This is a genomic window from Mycobacterium sp. M23085 (assembly GCF_045343915.1).
Lineage (GTDB): Bacteria > Actinomycetota > Actinomycetes > Mycobacteriales > Mycobacteriaceae > Mycobacterium.
Genome location: NZ_CP174280.1, coordinates 3,261,757 through 3,277,607 on the forward strand (window position 1 = coordinate 3,261,757; position 15,851 = coordinate 3,277,607).

Annotated in this window: 15 protein-coding genes; 7 read left to right on the top strand and 8 right to left on the bottom strand. The window is 62.5% G+C overall.

Annotated elements, in window-relative coordinates:
- Nucleotides 1-63 precede the first annotated feature (63 nt).
- The 4 genes from ACIUM1_RS15020 to ACIUM1_RS15035 are packed head-to-tail and all read right to left on the bottom strand — an operon-like array spanning nt 64 to nt 5,073.
- On the bottom strand, nt 64-885 hold the full coding sequence (locus ACIUM1_RS15020) for an SDR family oxidoreductase (RefSeq protein WP_406813467.1): 822 nt from the start codon (nt 883-885) through the stop codon (nt 64-66).
- Entirely contained in the window at nt 882-1,973 is a 1,092-nt protein-coding gene (locus ACIUM1_RS15025) for a CaiB/BaiF CoA transferase family protein (RefSeq protein WP_406813468.1), read from the bottom strand. Before ACIUM1_RS15025 ends, ACIUM1_RS15020 begins: the two co-directional genes overlap by 4 nt.
- Nucleotides 1,970-2,842, bottom strand: a complete 873-nt coding sequence (locus ACIUM1_RS15030) for an SMP-30/gluconolactonase/LRE family protein (protein ID WP_406813469.1) — start codon at nt 2,840-2,842, stop codon at nt 1,970-1,972. Before ACIUM1_RS15030 ends, ACIUM1_RS15025 begins: the two co-directional genes overlap by 4 nt.
- The gene (locus ACIUM1_RS15035; protein WP_406813470.1) at nt 2,842-5,073 is read right to left on the bottom strand and encodes an acyl-CoA dehydrogenase; all 2,232 of its coding nucleotides are present in this window, start codon (nt 5,071-5,073) and stop codon (nt 2,842-2,844) included. Before ACIUM1_RS15035 ends, ACIUM1_RS15030 begins: the two co-directional genes overlap by 1 nt.
- 251 nt (nt 5,074-5,324) lie before the next feature.
- On the opposite strand from ACIUM1_RS15035, the gene ACIUM1_RS15040 reads away from it, so the two are divergent.
- On the top strand, nt 5,325-5,891 hold the full coding sequence (locus tag ACIUM1_RS15040; protein ID WP_406813471.1) for a TetR/AcrR family transcriptional regulator: 567 nt from the start codon (nt 5,325-5,327) through the stop codon (nt 5,889-5,891).
- Nucleotides 5,892-6,674: 783 nt separating this feature from the next.
- Here the strand turns inward: ACIUM1_RS15040 and ACIUM1_RS15045 are convergent.
- Nucleotides 6,675-7,652 (bottom strand): LLM class flavin-dependent oxidoreductase, encoded by a 978-nt coding sequence (locus ACIUM1_RS15045; protein ID WP_406813472.1) that lies wholly within the window; start codon nt 7,650-7,652, stop codon nt 6,675-6,677.
- A gap of 268 nt (nt 7,653-7,920) precedes the next feature.
- Here ACIUM1_RS15045 and ACIUM1_RS15050 point away from each other — a divergent pair, with 268 nt between their 5' ends.
- Nucleotides 7,921-8,049, top strand: coding sequence for a hypothetical protein (locus tag ACIUM1_RS15050; protein ID WP_406813473.1), 129 nt, complete (start codon nt 7,921-7,923; stop codon nt 8,047-8,049).
- A 58-nt stretch (nt 8,050-8,107) separates the two neighbouring features.
- Nucleotides 8,108-8,278, top strand: coding sequence for a hypothetical protein (locus ACIUM1_RS15055; protein WP_406813474.1), 171 nt, complete (start codon nt 8,108-8,110; stop codon nt 8,276-8,278).
- 236 nt (nt 8,279-8,514) lie between these two features.
- Here ACIUM1_RS15055 and ACIUM1_RS15060 read toward each other — a convergent pair whose 3' ends face one another.
- The 3 genes from ACIUM1_RS15060 to ACIUM1_RS15070 all read right to left on the bottom strand — a co-directional run bounded on the left by ACIUM1_RS15060 (nt 8,515) and on the right by ACIUM1_RS15070 (nt 10,911).
- A complete protein-coding gene (locus tag ACIUM1_RS15060) occupies nt 8,515-9,297 on the bottom strand; it encodes an enoyl-CoA hydratase/isomerase family protein (RefSeq protein WP_406813475.1) in 783 nt (260 codons plus the stop codon).
- Nucleotides 9,294-10,112: an SDR family oxidoreductase gene (locus tag ACIUM1_RS15065; RefSeq protein WP_085293051.1), complete on the bottom strand. Its 819-nt coding sequence runs from the start codon at nt 10,110-10,112 to the stop codon at nt 9,294-9,296. Before ACIUM1_RS15065 ends, ACIUM1_RS15060 begins: the two co-directional genes overlap by 4 nt.
- A gap of 64 nt (nt 10,113-10,176) precedes the next feature.
- Nucleotides 10,177-10,911: a glucose 1-dehydrogenase gene (locus ACIUM1_RS15070; protein WP_406813476.1), complete on the bottom strand. Its 735-nt coding sequence runs from the start codon at nt 10,909-10,911 to the stop codon at nt 10,177-10,179.
- 393 nt (nt 10,912-11,304) lie between these two features.
- On the opposite strand from ACIUM1_RS15070, the gene ACIUM1_RS15075 reads away from it, so the two are divergent.
- From ACIUM1_RS15075 to ACIUM1_RS15090, 4 genes are all read left to right on the top strand, one after another.
- Nucleotides 11,305-11,967, top strand: coding sequence for a TetR/AcrR family transcriptional regulator (locus ACIUM1_RS15075; protein ID WP_085293049.1), 663 nt, complete (start codon nt 11,305-11,307; stop codon nt 11,965-11,967).
- Nucleotides 11,968-12,220: 253 nt separating this feature from the next.
- The gene (locus ACIUM1_RS15080) at nt 12,221-13,744 is read left to right on the top strand and encodes a flavin-containing monooxygenase (protein WP_406813477.1); all 1,524 of its coding nucleotides are present in this window, start codon (nt 12,221-12,223) and stop codon (nt 13,742-13,744) included.
- Between the two features lie 427 nt (nt 13,745-14,171).
- On the top strand, nt 14,172-14,990 hold the full coding sequence (locus tag ACIUM1_RS15085; RefSeq protein ID WP_406813478.1) for an ABC transporter permease: 819 nt from the start codon (nt 14,172-14,174) through the stop codon (nt 14,988-14,990).
- A complete protein-coding gene (locus ACIUM1_RS15090; RefSeq protein ID WP_085293047.1) occupies nt 14,990-15,838 on the top strand; it encodes an ABC transporter permease in 849 nt (282 codons plus the stop codon). Before ACIUM1_RS15085 ends, ACIUM1_RS15090 begins: the two co-directional genes overlap by 1 nt.
- The last annotated feature ends 13 nt before the right edge of the window (nt 15,839-15,851 follow it).

The window sequence follows — 15,851 nt, forward strand, 5'->3', positions numbered from 1 at the left end:
TCCTGTGCCCGAGTCGATTCCGGTCCCGGGCTAGCAGCGACAGCAGAGAGCGACAGTGGGCCACTACGACGCGGCCGAGCGCAACGCTGCGGTCACGCCACCATCGATCAGAAGGTCGGTTCCTGTAACGAAGGACGACTCTGGCCCGAGCAGGAACGCGGCGGCCGCCGCGATGTCGTCGGGCGTGCCCAAGCGACTGGCGGAGGACGAGTCGACCATTGCGCGCATCCCATCACCCAGCGGGGAGTTCAGTTCCCGTTGTCCCATCGGCGTCGAGATGATTCCGGGACTGATCGAGTTGATCCGCGCGCCCCGACTACCCCATTCGGAGTGGGCGGCCACTACGCGAAGGTGATTGGCCTGTTTGGCGATTGCGTACGCCAAGCCCGGATCGGTGAGCCGCTCAGGACTGAGAAACGGAAGCGACAACAACTCGCCCGCCGGGGTGTGTGCCAGCACGTGTTGTTGGTCGGCAGGCAGTGGCGGGTAGAGATGTCCGGCCATCGATGCGATGACGACGCCTGCGCCGCCGGGGGCGATCACCGTGGCAAACTCGTCGAGCACGTGGGCGACGCCCAGGAGATCGACGGCCAGGATGGCGGCGGTGGGTGCTTGGGCGGGCGAGAGTCCCGCCGTGTGGGCGACTTGGGACACTGCGCCGAGTTCCCTTGCAGTGCTAGCCAAATCCCGTACCGAAGCCGCCGACGTGACATCGACGTTGCGCAGTTCGACGAGGTGTCCTTCTGCGGTCAGGCAGGCGGCCGCACGTTGCAGCGTCGCGGCATCGTTATCCCCAAGAACAACGGTTTTGCCAGGTCCGAGGCGACGGGCGATCGCTTGACCCATACCGCCCACGCCAATGACGACCAGCACGTCGCGTGTCATACGGACCACGCCTGGAGCTGGTCGGTGAGGTCACCGATCACCGATCCCGGCGGTCGGTGTGATGCACAGCCCGAGCGGCCGAAACGCGGCGCGGGCGCAGGTTGGACGGCGTCGTGGTAGCGCTTCAGTACACCACGGTCCTGAAGATGCGGATGGGCCAGCGCTTCGGTGAGGGTCAACACCGGTGTGACGCAGGCATCGGAGCCGTCGAAGCGTTCGGCCCAGTGGTCGCGCGGTTTGGTAGCGAAAGTATCGGCGAAAACGCTCCGCAGCCTCGGCCACGACGCCCGGTCGGCGCGGTGAGGTATCTGATCGGCATCCAGGCCGAGCCCGTCGAGAAGTGCGGTATAGAACGGGTCTTCGAGAGCGGCGACGGCGACGTGACGGCCGTCGGCGCAGCGATACACGGCATACCAGGGAGTGCCGCCGTCGACGATGTTGCTGCTGCGCTGCTCGTCCCACATACCCTGGTGTCGAAACGACCAAATGGTGTGGGCCAGTTGGCTGATGCCGTCGACGATGGCGGCGTCGATGACCTGCCCCCGCCCAGAAGTGTATCGTTCGTGCAGCGCGGCCAATATGCCCGCCACCAGGAACATCGATCCACCGCCAAAGTCGCCGAGCAGATTTAATGGTACGACGGGATCCTCGGCGGTGCCGATGGTCGAGAGGACTCCGGTTACGGCGAGGTAGTTCAAGTCGTGGCCGGCAGAGCGCGCCCAAGGCCCCTGCTGACCCCAGCCCGTCATGCGGGCATAAATCAGTTTGGGGTTGCGCGCCAGACATTCTGCGGGCCCCAGCCCAAGGCGTTCGGTCACCCCGGGCCGGAACCCCTCAATCAGCACGTCGGCGCGCTCGATCAGGTCAAGCGTCACGGCGACCTGAGCGGGGTCTTTGAGGTTGGCCGCGATCAGGGTGCGGTTGCGGAGTTGGGTGTCGTTGAACGCGTCGGCGGGCGAACCCGCGGCCGTGGGGCGGACCAACCGGATGACGTCAGCGCCCCAGTCGGCCAACAGCATTGCCGCATGCGGTGTAGGTCCTATGCCTGCGAGTTCGACGACGCGCACACCGGCCAACGGGCCGCTCATGGGCGGCCGGCGCCGGGAACGTCGACCGGTATCCGCAGAATGCGGCCGGTCGGTTGCTCAGCGGTGTCGGACTTGTGCCAGGCGTCGGTGACGCAGACGTAGAGGCTGCGGCGGTCGTACCCGCCCAACACACAGGCCAGCACGTACTGATCGAAGAGGTGCTCGTCGGTAATGGCACCATCCCGAACCCGAAATACTCGTTTGTTGATGGAGTCGGCGACCCAGCGGCCGCCCTGTTCGTCGAGGCAGATCCCGTCGGGCGCGCAGAACGGGACGGCCGCGGTGGCCGGCAGTGGCTCGTGGGCGCGGTCGGACAGCACACCGCCGCGAAGGGCGAACCGCGACAGCCGCGCGGCCCCGGATTCGGCGATCACGAGGGTGGTTTCGCTGTCGTCGACGGCGATGCCATTGGGCACGATCAGGTCGTCGGCCGCCGTGCCAATGGTGCCGTCGGGGTCCACCCGGATCACGACGGTGGGCTGCGGGTTGGGTTGGGGCGCGTCGAGGTCAAAGCCAAGCTGGGTGACGAAGGCGGTGCCGGCTGTGCTGACAATCATGTCGTTGATCTGGTGCGGTGCAAGCGGTTTCACGTCAGCATGCACGGTGGCGCGCCCGTTAGCGACCCGGTAGATGACGCGGTTGGCCATGCCGGCGACCAACAGGTCGCCGTTGGGCAGCCAGCCCAGGCCGGCGGGTTCCTCACCGTCGGGAAACCGGTGGACGGGGGAGACGTGGCCACCGTCGTCGATGCGGTAGACAGTGTCGCCGCGGATGTCGGAGAACCACAGGCGTTCCTTGTGCCAGCGGGGACATTCGGGCATGTGTAGCCCGTCGGCGACAATGTCGATGTTGGGGTTGAGTGAACTCATCAGCGTCGTGGCAGGTCTAGGACGAAGGTGGCGATCGTGTTGAGCTGGATTTCCAGGGTGCCGCCGCCGATCACCCAGGTCGGAATGTCGAGCTCGTGAAAGACTGGCTCACATTGTGTTTCGCTGAGCGCGCTGGCCGGGCCGATGAGATTCAACGCGGCCGCGGCGGCGTCGACATGCAGCATCGAGGCCGCCGCCTTGCCGATGCTGGTAGCCGGACCCGGGCTGTGACCTTGCAGTCGCCGCAGGGTTTCGCGCAGGTTCATGGCCGCGATTGCGGCACCGCGGGCGCTGAGGCGGCCCAGCGTGCGCAACGCATCGCCGCGTGACCCGGCGTAGCGCTCGTCGTTGATGATGCGGCGGATGCGTTGCTCGTTGCCGGTGTCGCGGTAGGTGCCGATGAACAACCGTTCCTGGGCAAGGGTGTCCAGTGTCAGCGCCCAGCCCTGGCCGGGTTCTCCGAGCAGCATCGCGTCGGGTACGAAAGCGTCGTTGAAGAAGACTTCGTTGAACTCAGCCTGGCCGTTGGCTTGTTTGATCGGCCGCACGTCCAACTGTGGATTGGTCATGTCGATCAGGAACATGCTCAGGCCGCGGTGCTTGGAATCCTCGGTTCCGGTGCGCGCCAGGCATAACCCCCAGTCGGCCAGGTGGGCTTGGGTGGTCCAGATTTTCTGACCGCTTAGCAGCCACCCGCCATCGGTTTTGGTGGCGCGCAATTTCAGCGAGGCGACATCGGAGCCGGCCTCGGGTTCACTGAACAGCTGACACCAGATCAGCTCCCCACGCAGGGTCGGGGCGGCCAACGCCTGAATTTGCTCCGGTGTGCCGTGTTTGAGCACCACCGGCAATACCCACTGGCCGATGGCCATGGACGGCTGCTCGAGGCCGCGGCGGTCGAACTCCTCCTGCACGATCAGCTGCTGCAGCGGGCTGGCGTCAAGCCCCCAGGGACGCGGCCAGGATGGGGCCACCAAACCGTGCTGCGCGAGCAGGGTGCGGCGCGGACCGGTGGCCACCGCGTCGTTGTCCCCCATTGGCGACGGGTGCGGATTTGACAGCGCGGCAGCCTGATCGAGGATCTCCGCCACCAACTTCTGGAACTCTGACTCCTCGTCGGGCAGGGTCAGGGTGAAATCTCGCGGCCCGTCGGCGGCGACCTCGCCGAGGCGCGTCTCCCATGACTCCACCGGTCCGGCCAGCCCTGCCAGCGTGATGGCTCGCCGCCAGTACAGGTGCACATCATGCTCCCAGGTGAAGCCGATGGCCCCGTGTAGCGCAAGACATTCCACCGTCGCGTGCACGACTCGGCCCAGCGCCATGATCGCCGCGCCCGCCACGGCGTGCCTGCGCTGCTCGGGAGCGTCAGCGAGCCCGCGTATGCCGTCCCACGCTGACGCGGTTGACAGCTCGCTGGTGATACGCAGCTGGGCCGCACGATGCTGCACGGCTTGAAAAGCACCGACGGGCCGCCCGAATTGGTTGCGTGATCTGACGAATGCGGTCGCCGCGTCAGAGCACCACGCGATGATGCCGGCGGCCTCAACGGCCATCATTGCCACCATGAGGTCAGCAGCCTGGCTGGAGTCGATGTCGTTCAGTCGAACCGCGTCGGTGACATCGACGTCACCGAACCGTACGACTGCCAGATCGCGGCCCAGATCAACACCATCGACGGTGTCGACGTCGATACCGGGGCTTCGGCGATCCACCACGAACCACAGCGGCTCAGCGTCAGGAGCACCGGGCTGAGCCGCGGCGACCAACAGCTCGGCCGATGCGGCCCCCAGTGTCGCCACGCTTCGGCCGTCCAGTCGCATCCGGCCCGCACGTTCAGTGACCGTCAGGGACGACTGCGGGACAAGCAGCGTGGCCGTAGCGCCGGCGGCGAGGCGCTTGAGGATGTCGGTAGTGGTGCCGTCGACGCCGGCGCTCGACACGACCGCACTGGCACATACCGTCGGCAAAAGGGGGCCCGGGAGCAGGGCCCGGCTGGCTTCCCCGACGACGACCGCGAGGTCCTCGATCGAGCCGCCTTGACCACCCACCTCCTCGGGCAGATGCACCGCGTGCAGCCCGAGGCTGGCCAACTCCAGCCAGTGGTCCGGGCGCTCACCGGCCTGGTGTTTGTCCCTGTCCTTGCGGGTGAATTCCCGTGACCCGTGGCGCTCGGCAAAAGCAGCGACCGTCTGTGCCAGGGTGGCCTGGTCATCATTGAGGGCGACAGGCATCGGAACTTCTGTAACTGATCATTGAGGGCTCCTTGATTAGGGTCGCTATTTTTGCTAGATATCCGTAGTCAGATACCTTGAAAATAAGCGCATCAGGCTGCGGAAGCTTGAGTCTTCCAGATGTATAATAAAGGTCTTGATGAAAAATACAAGGCGCCTATGATGAGGCGATGACTGCACCTCAGAGCAAGCTCAGGGCTGGCCGGCGTCCCAACCGGCGCGGGGAGTCGTCGCGTAAGCATGTCCTCGACGTGGCGCTGCGGCTGCTGGCCACGGGCGGGCCTGATGCGGTCAGCGTCAAATTGATCGCCAAAGAAGCAGACGCCACGTGGGGAACTGTTCAGTACCAGTTCGGTGACGCCGACGGATTGTGGGCCGCCACGATCCTGCACATTCTCGACACCGCAGGACCGCAGATCTGGGCTCGGCCCTCTGCCGGATCAGTCGACAGGCGAGTCGCCGAGATCATCGATCTGCTCTGGAATGCCTATGGCTCGCCGTACAACGCGGCCGTCGCGAATCTGCGCACCGCCTTGGCCAAAGACCGCGCCGAGCTCGAACGGAACTATCCCCGTACCGCCGAGGCGCTCGATGCGCTGGAAAACAACTGGCTCAAGCAGTTTCGGGAATTCTTCGATGGAATCACAGTCGACCCTCGCCACGCCCGCCAAGTCAGCGCGTTGCTTCCTGCGGCGCTGCAGGGCCTACACGCCGAGCGCGGTTTCGGCTCCCGCGTCGATATCGATGACGCCCTCGCCGGGCTTCGCGAGGCAATCACGCTGTACATGACCCCTGAGCCGAAACCGCGAAGGAGATAGACATTGGACAGTGGCGAAAACAGCCCGCTGGCCATCCCTACTCGCGAACTAACGGCGAAGTGCCGCGTCTGTTTCCTTTCATCATCGCGGCTTCCCGCTGCCGCTCAGCGATCACATCCTCAGCAATAGCCGCAAGGTGATAAAGCTGCTGGAAGGCAACCAGGCTCGGCGTAATCGTTGGCGATGGTCAGCAGCCCCTCGTCGCCAAAGACGGCCGTTGTACGCGGCAACGCTCCAGCGCTTCCAGACCAATAGCTGGCAGCGTTTACCTGCGCGTTTGCAACGTAGATTGATAAGCTCTAGCGACACGCCGAAGTTTTGTCAAAGTAGGCAGGCGTGTCTTGTCAATCTTCGTTGCATCTCGACATACAACAACAACAGCAGCAGCAGCTACTGTAGGTTCTCATCCAAGGTGGCGGAATTCCGATCTTTGTGACGGGAAAATGGCGGATCCGCCATAAAGATGGGAATCTGGTTAGCGCGCCTGAGCGTTAGCTCGCTTTGGACGTTTCCCACTCGAATCTCTGTTGTGCCCAGCTTGCATGCGAAGTGCGTTGTCCATCAACGCTATTTGTGGTTTCAACTGGGACTGGCGGTAGCGTCACATCAGCACGGCAAAGCCTACGGATACCAGCAGTTATCCAGGAGCGCTTCTTGCGATTCTCTGGTGGATAACGAAGGCCAGACCCGGAACCGTCCGACGTCGTCCATTGGCCTGAACCTGATCGGTTGATCTCGCGGACCGGTTCAGTTCACGGTCAATGCCGCGGTGCATCGGGCGGGTCATGTGTTCGCTGCCGACCGCGTGAACGCTGCCAGTAGTTGGCGATAGGCGTCTTCGGTTTCGTCTGAGGACAGCGGTGGGACATAGGGCGTGTGCAACATGACATGTCCGATAAGGCCTTCCCACTGCTGCAGCTGCGCCCGGCCTTCTTCCGGCGACCCGGCGATCGCGAACGTCTCAACCAACTTGTCATCGGTCACATCGCCGAGTGCGGCCGGCCCGCCCCGAGCGAGGGCCTGGCGCACGTCGTGGACTTCCTTTTGCAGACCGTGCGCCGCGACGATGCCGTCCTGTACCGGGTTGGCGACGAGTTGACCGACGTGGATCCGCGCCCGGCGGATTGCCTCATCGCGATCGGTTGATACCGAGCAGATGACCTGTGTGGCCGTAGTGAGTTCCTTGACGTCGCGGCCTGAGCGTGCCGCGCCTTCGGCAAGGTTCGGCAACACCACTTCGGAAACGTAATTACGCGAGTATCCGCCACCAACGAGGCCGTCGCCGAGTTCGCCGGCCAATTGGATCATCCTCGGATTCATCCCGCCTAGTAGCAGCGGTATGCGACGCTTCAACCCCCGGCTGCCTAGAGGGTTGAGAGGGGGAGTATTGAATCGGTAGAACTCACCGTCGAAGGCCGCTGGCGATTCGTCGGCCATGTAGTTCCAACACAATTTCAACGCTTGGACGTACTCCCGCATCCGGCTCACCGGGCGATCGATCGGAGCGCCGTGCAGGGTTGTCATCAGACCGGGTATGCCTGCTCCAAGGCCCAAAACCATTCTGCCACCGGACAAATCGTCGACATCGGCCGCAGCGTTGGCCAACTCGAACGGCGTCCGACTGAATGCAGTCGCCACCGCGGTGCCCAATTGAATGTGCTGCGTGCACATGGCGGCCGCTGCCAAAACGACCAATGGATTCTCGTAAAGTTCAAAGTCCCATACGGTGTCGAAGCCCGCATCCTCGGCTGCGCGAGCCATTTCGGGATACTTCCAAACCGGCTGAGTGCTCATAGGAATAGTGACGCCCAAGTGCATGAAACCTTTACCTCTCGTAGCCGCCGGATCGTACGCACGCGCCTCGCATCAGGAATAAGTCAGTTAAGGATGACTTAGCACGATGTAACGTGTCAAGGGCCCCGTAGTCGCTGTCGGCCAGCGACGTTGATGCAGTGTTTGCCATTTGGGCACACAGGGGATGGGCGATGGTTGCCCGCGCCCGTGCCGCTGCGGCGGTACCGGATTGGCAGTGCCCTTCCCGGTGATCACCAAGTACGCGACCAAGGCTTGCGCCGCCGCCACCCGACGATTCACCGTCGACACCCTGGCCGCCGACCCACTCGAAGATCAGAGACACATCAACCAGGCCCAAGTGTGAGGTTTTGTTGGTCGAGAAACCGCGCCAGGTTCACCGCACGAAGCCATATGCCCACCGCGTGGCAAACCTGAACCCGCAGCCGCTCAAATGGGCCAGGAACGCCCTGTCCGATCCAGTCGTCCCGGTCGATATCTACCGCCCGCTGGGCGTGGAGTCGGTGAGCTATTGGGTGCGAGGGGCCGACATCGACCATGGGTATGCGCCGGTAGTGTGCATCGCGGAGTCTTAGCGGATCAAAGAACTTGAGCAGGAAACCGAGAACCTAAGCGCTCCAAGGACATACTGAAACGAGCGGCGAGTTTATTGGGGGTGGAGCTCACATGATTCGCGGAAGGCGTACTTGCGCAATCTGCCATAGGTGGGCCACCTACCGTCACTGTGACGAAATGCGGGTGAACCTTCCACCAGGTGCCGCCAGCTGTTCGGGGCTGGTCTATAGAACGTCTCCACCTGAGAGACGGCACCTCAGCGTGGCCGCGCGGCGAAATGAGCGATTGCGGCCGCGAACTCGGCAGACTCCGCCCGACACCCTTGTAGGTGGGCTTCCAGTTCCAGAGCGGCATCCAGCCCGGCCAACACACCTTCGTTTACGGTTCGTTTGATCGAGGCGTACGCCTGGGTTGCTCCGCGAGAGAGCCGGTCGCACAGGGCGTGGGCTTCTTGGAGGAACGTCGCGTCGGGAAGTACCGAATCAACCAGGCCCCAGTCCATCGCGAGCCGTGCGGGAAGTCGCTCGGCGCCGAACATGAGGCGGTTGTATCTGCCGAAGCCAGCGCGAGCCGGCACTAGGCAAGAGGCACCGCCGTCGGGAACGAGCCCGACAGTGGTGAAGGGCGTCAGCAGGTAGCTCGATTCCGCGGCGAGGACCACGTCGCAAGCGAGCGCATAGGACACCGCAATTCCGACTGCCGGACCGTTTAAGGCGGCGACGACCGGCTTAGGCAGGTCCCTAATCTGCCGCACAGGTCGATTGAAACATTCCCGCAATGCCCTTTCGAGGTCGGGCGCTCCAGAATTGAGTTTAGGCCCCTCGAGGTCTTTAAGATCGGCTCCTGCGCTGAAAGCGCGCCCAGCTCCGGTAAGTAGCACACAATCGATGCCGGGGTCATTAGCGTGATCAAGTGCCGCGACCAATTCATTACCCAGCTGCACCGTTAGGGCGTTCAATGCGTCAGGACGCCGAAGCTCGATGGCAAGCACCTCGCCTTGTTGTCGGACGGCGATCGGCGCGTCCGCTAGGCCTGTCACGAGCACGCTCGCTCAAGCGCTTGATTGAAGCGGCCGGATCCGGTCAATGCGAGTCCTCCGTCGGCCACCAAAGTCGTCCCAGTCACGAAGGAGGCGAGGGGGGAGCAGAGGACGAGTGCCATGCTCGCGATCTCGTCGGTCGTACCAAAGCGGCCCAACGGCACCATGTCCGCCCACGCCTCCTCACCGACGTCCGCCGCTAAACGACGGACACCCTCGGTTCCGGCAATGGGCCCCGGCACGATTGAGTTGCACCGAATCCCATAACGCCCCCACTCAAGCGCCAGATTGCGCATGAGATTCTCGACACCCGCCTTCGCGGCGCCGGCATGCGCTTGATGGCTAAATGGGACGAAGGCCTGACCAGCGGAGACGAAGAGCAAACTTCCGCGGGTCGCTCGAAGCTGTTCGAATGCTCCGTTCGCCGCGTTGAACGTGCCGATGAGGTCAATGTCGACCACGGTACGGAACCCGTTTGGCGTCAGATCTTCTGCACGCACCATGAAGTTTCCGGCTGCACCGCACACGACGACGTCTGCTGGACCATGCTGATGTGCGGCGCTTTCGAGTGCCGCGCGGACCGCGCCGTCATTGCGGACATCGGCGACGAATCCAAGGGCTTGGCCGTCACCCGCTTGGGACAGTTCCGCGATAGCCGAACGCAACTTGTCTGCATCCCGCGCACAGATCGCGACTGCAGCACCATGTTCGGCGAAACTTCGGGCGATGGCCAAATTGATTCCGCTACTGCCGCCGGTCACAAAAACGCTTTTCCCGGCGAACATTTGGGGCGTGAGACACGTGGAAGACGTCATCGCGGACCACCGTCGACTGAGTCGCCGCCGCATGGTTCCAGTCGAGTAGCGGCGAATTGCATGCTCACGTTGCGCTCCAGCCTCCGTCGACAGTGAACTCGGTCCCAGTTGAATAACTCGACTCGTCGGAAACGAGGTGAAGTACCAATTGAGCCACTTCTATGGGATTCCCAATGCGACCCAGTGGGAGATTCGGCATTAGCTGGTCGATAATGGCCTTCTGGGCAGCAGCAAGAGGTGTGTCGATCACGCCAGGGTGAACTGAGTTGACTCGAATGCCTTCATGACCGAATTCCGCGGCCACCGCCTTGGTGAAGCCGCGAACGGCCCACTTGGACGCCGTGTACCCGGCGGCCCCTGCCATGCCGACCATGCCTGCCAACGAGGAGACGTTTACAACCGACCCGCCACCTGCGCGTCGCATGGAGGGCAAGGCTGCTTTAAAGCCAAGGAAGGTGCCCAATAAGTTGACGTCAAGGAGCCGGCGAAACTCCTGCTGGGGTACATGTTCCGTCGGGCCGTACGATGCGATGCCCGCGCTGTTCACCAAGGCGTTGATCGGGCCGAAGGCATCCTCGATGCGTAACACTGCGGCCTCCCATTGTTCCTCGCTAGTTACATCGAGGTTGAGGGCTATAGCGTTGTTGCCGTTCTGGTCTGCGACTGCCTTCGCGTCCTCGAGCCGGACATCGGCGATAGCTACTCTGGCGCCTTCCTTGGCCAGGAGCCTCGCTGATTCTCCGCCGATGCCACCACCACCGCCGGAGATCAGAACCACCTTGTTATCGGCGCGACCCATCAGAACGTCCTATCTCTTTGTGCCAACGGAACTGCTGAGAAAAGGGCCGAATCTGCAATCGACGGCCGTGAAACCATCGAGATCGATCAAGAAGAAGTGGATCGTACTGCGGCGATCCGCGGTCTCGCAGTCGTTGCCAAGTCATACCGGCTCTCAAGTCAGCTTAGGATGACTTAGACTGTGGCGGTGTGTCAAGAGGGGACGAGAGTGAACGACGTACGTGCCTGTCGGCACCGATCAACTGGTCACCCCGACGGTCCGCTTCGCGCTCGGCATCACCGAGACCCCAGGACGAGGGGGACTTGTGCACTCGCGGATGTACGGTGATCTTGTTGCTGGCGACGACCATTATCCGGCGTGTCGTCGGTGCGTCCGATCGGCGGAGGAGCAGGCGTGAGCGCAGCCGACGACAACCAGCCGATGTCCCCTCGTCGTAGATTGCCCGCCGCTGAGCGTCGCAAGCGGATCTTGGCTGAGGCCCGTGCCGCGTTTCTCGAAACCGGCGGAGATTTAAAAGGCGTCTCCGTCCGCGCGATCGCCCAGCGGTGCGGGGTGGATCAGGCGCTGGTCTTTCGCCATTTCAAGACCAAAGAAGGCCTCTACCGAGAGGCGGTTTTGGCGCCCATCCAGGAAGTAGTCAATGGCCTAGTCGAGAACGCCGAGAAGGCGGCTCTTAGTGAATCTGAGAGTGAGCGCATTGAGCGCATCACCACGTTAACCCGCGACGTCGTGTTTGCGATGTGCTCGCTTCCCCCCGACGTGGTCCGAACCGTCGCGATGCTGTTCTTCGGCAAAACCTCAGACGCCGCAGAATTCTACAAGAGCACGTTGCAACCTACCTTTAGCGCGTTCGAAGCGATAGTGGTGAAGGAGCTGCCGCACTGGGAGCATCGTGCTTTCTCGGAATCTCTGAGCGTCCGCATGCTGGTGTCGACCTGCTTTTGGATTTCGGTGGAGGGCGAGGTCAGTGGATCGCCGCTGGACTGCGAACGGACGGCTGCGGAATTAACGAGCCTGATGTTGCACGGGATGGTTAAGCGCGAAGATCACGATTAAACCCAGGTCGAACCACTTTTCGGGCTAGACGCGGGCCTGTCCACCGTGCGCGCCGGTTCACGAACAGTGCATCGGTGCATCGATGGTGCTCAGCACAGCTCATCGTCTCGGTCACGTGGGCAGCAAAGTGTGAGGCTTGACACGCTGTACACCCAGAAGTCATCATTGCCTGACTTAACTAGTCATCTCACGCTGACTTAGCGGCGTCCCGCACGCGCTAGAGCACACGTCCTGCGTCCGAAAGGGATCCAACATGGTGTTTCAGCAAGCCGAGCACGGCCAGCGCCGAGAGGTCGACGCGGTCGTGCTCGGTGGTGGCATATCCGGGATTGCCGCCGTCATTCGGCTCCGCAAGGAGGTTGGACTGACGGACGTGGTGCTGATCGAGCGTGCCCAGCAGCTCGGCGGAACGTGGTATTTCAACACGTACCCGGGGGCCGCATGTGACATACCGTCGTCGCTCTACTCGTTCGAGTTCGCACCCAATCCCAATTGGTCCCGGGTGTTCGCGAAGCAAGGTGAGATTCTCGACTACATCCAGGACGTAGCAATGCGATTCGGTGTTTACGACCGAGCCATGCTCGGTACGGAAGTGACGCAGGCTCGTTGGGACGAATCGTCCCAACGATGGCTGGTCGACACGACCGCTGGCGATTTCTCTACGCCAATATTCGTGTTCGGAGTAGGAGCGCTCAACGAGCCGCTGATCCCCCAGGTTTCCGGTACTGAGAAGTTCGAAGGCACGCAATTCCACTCGGCCCGTTGGGATCACGATCACGACCTCACCGGAGAACGAGTCGCAGTCGTAGGCTCGGGAGCGTCCTCCATTCAATTGGTCCCGGCCATTCAGCCGCGCGTGAAGAAGTTGGTCTACCTTCAGCGAACCGCGGGCTGGGTGTGGCCCAAACCGGACTGGCGCACTACCAAGCTCGAGCGCGCAATCTACAGGCGCTTTCCGGTGACTCAGCGTCTGCTTCGCGCCGGCCAATTCCTCTTTGCCGACTCGCTCATCAGGGCCTACCTCAATGTGCGAATCGCTCGACTGCTCAATTTAATAGGCTGTCTGCATCTTCTCGTCGTCGTGCGAGACCGCAATTTACGCAGAATCCTTACGCCCACGCATGACACGGGTTGTAAGCGCATCATGATTGCCAATGACTATCTTCCGGCGGTCGCCAAGGACAACGTCGAAGTGGTTCCGCACGGGCTTCGGGAGGTTCGAGCGCACTCCGTTGTTACCGCCGATGGAAACGAACACGAGGTTGACACGATCATCTGGTCGACGGGATTTCACGCCGTGGACCCACCCTTCATCGATCACCTCTATGGCCGCGACGGGCGGTCGCTAGCCGAAGTCTGGCAGGGCAACCCAAGGGCTTACATGGGCGCGAGCATAAATGGCTTCCCTAACGCATTCATGATGTGGGGCCCAAACAGTGGCACTGGCTGCAACTTCGTGATGGTGGAAGCACAACTCAATTACGTCATTGGAGCTATCCAGGCCATGCGTCACGCGAAGGCCTCCAGCTTGGACATCAAGGCAAGTGTCGTCACTCGCTGGAAGGCCGAGATGAACGACAGAATGTCGGGCTCCACCTGGAGCCGTGGCGGCTGCCGGAGCTGGTACCAAGACGACGCTGGAGAAATCCACGCGATATACGGCGGCGACATGTATGGCTTTTTGAGACGAAGCCGAAAAGTTGAGGTCGACATGTTCACCGTGCAATACGACCCCTCCAGCAAGTACCCGGTCGCCGCCGCCGAGACCATGGGTTGAGGGTCGCTCCTCGAACTGATTCAAGGGTCAATGGAATCGCTGTAGACGGAAAGAGAGCACATGCACCGCGCCATCAATAGATTCTTCGCCTGGATTGGCGCCTTGGGTGTCATCCTGCTCTTCACCGGTACCTACCTCGCCGTCCTGTTTCCGTCCACCGCGCCGAGTAAGACGCACAGGAGGCGGCTGAGTTCGGTGGTGCGGAGGTCGTCGTGACGCAGACCTGCCTCTGGATGCCCGCCGGCTGTGACGGGCTGCCAATGACCCAGGCGCAAAATTGGGGGGGTTTCGACCGAGCGGCGGGCCGTCACGTTTCTCTCCTATCGGCACCAAGCACGTTCGTGGTCTCCGGATGGTAGAAGTCGCAAGCCGTCCCGCCACGTTGAGTCAGCCCGGCGGTCACAAGCAACCGCGGAAGTCTCCGTCCTTGCTGGCCACGGCAGGGCGGAAGGCGTCGGAGCTCGCCAAGGTGCCAGTCGCGGCCGCGGGTACCACCGGCCGCGGCGTCGGCCTCGCTGTCAACGTGCTTCGTTATGCCGTCGTTGACACCTTCACCCTTCGACTGCCGATCGAGGAATTCTTCTGGCAGGCCTGGGCACTGCTCAAGGTGACCGCGACGCCGGCAGTGCTGATGGCGATACCGATTGGCGGCATTGTCACGGTCGTGGTTTCCGGGCTGGTAGCCCAGGTGGGTGCGACGGCACTACTAGGCGCGGCGAGCGGGGTGGGCGTACTACGGCAGGGGGCGCCCGTCACCGCGGGTTTGCTGATGGGTGGTGCCGCGGCCTCGGCCATCGCGTCCGACTTTGGGGCGCGCGCCATCCGCGAAGAACTCGACGCCATGCGGGTGCTTGGCGTAGACCCGGTCCGACGTCTGGTGGTGCCGCGATTCCTGGCGTTGCTGCTAATTGCCCCCATCCTGACCTTGGTCATCATCGTGTCGGGCACGGCGTCTGCATTCCTTCTCTCTGTGCTGGTCAGTGGCGTGGCACCAGGAAGCTTTTGGAACTCGTTCGGAACGTTCGCCAAGATGATTGACGTTTACTTCGCGATGGGCAAGGGGCTCATCTTCGCCGCGATCGTGGCGGTCGTCTCGTCCATGCGAGGAATGGAAGCAAAGGGCGGTCCGCGAGGAGTGGCCGACGCCGTGAACGCGGCCGTCGTAATCAACGTCATTCTCATCCTTTTCGCGAACCTCACAATCACGCAGATATCGACGATGTTCTTCCCGACGGCGGTGGCGTGATGGCGGCTCCTTCCACCTTCAGCCGCGCGGGTACGGTCGCCGTGCAGACGGTTCAAGTGCCGCTGCGCGGATTAGGGCAGTGGACCCTGTTTATTGCTGAAGTGCTGTTCTACCTGCCGCTGACAGTCCGTAAGTACTCCCGGCAGACGCTTGCCGCGACGATCAGCATGGCGTGGGGCAGAGGATCGCTGATCGTCGACGGCGGCACGATCAGCGTCCTGCTCCTTCTTGGTATTGCGACCGGCGCCTCTTTGGGCATCGAGGCGCTCGCCGTATTGAACATCCTGGGCTTCGGGCCGCTGGCGGGCATCATTGGCGGCATCGGTGCCGTTCGCATTCTCGGACCCATTGTCGCCGGAATCGCGTTCATGGCGCAGGCGGGCACACGAATGACAGCCGAAATCGGGGCCATGCGCATCTCGGAGGAGATCGACGCCGTCGAAGCCATCGGTTTGCGGCCAATTCCATTCGTCGTGGGCACTCGCCTGATCGGCGCCTTGACGTGTGTGATACCCGGCTATCTGCTGACCCTCATGGGGGTGTTCTACACGATCGACCTGGTGGTGGTCGTCTTCAGTGGTGAACACGGAGGCACCTACAACCACTACTTCGTCATGTTCCTCAACCCGGTCGACCTCCTCTACTCGACGGTCAAGTTGAGCACGTACTGCGTCGCGGCGACGTTGATCCATTGCTATTACGGCTATTTCGCCTCGGGTGGCCCCGTCGGCGTCGGTATGGCGTCAGGTCGGGCCGTACGCGCGAGTCTGGTGGTGATCGTCGTGCTGGACTTCACGACCACCGTGCTGCTGTGGGGTCTCCGGCCCGAATTCATCTTCAAGGGATAGGGATCATTTCGTG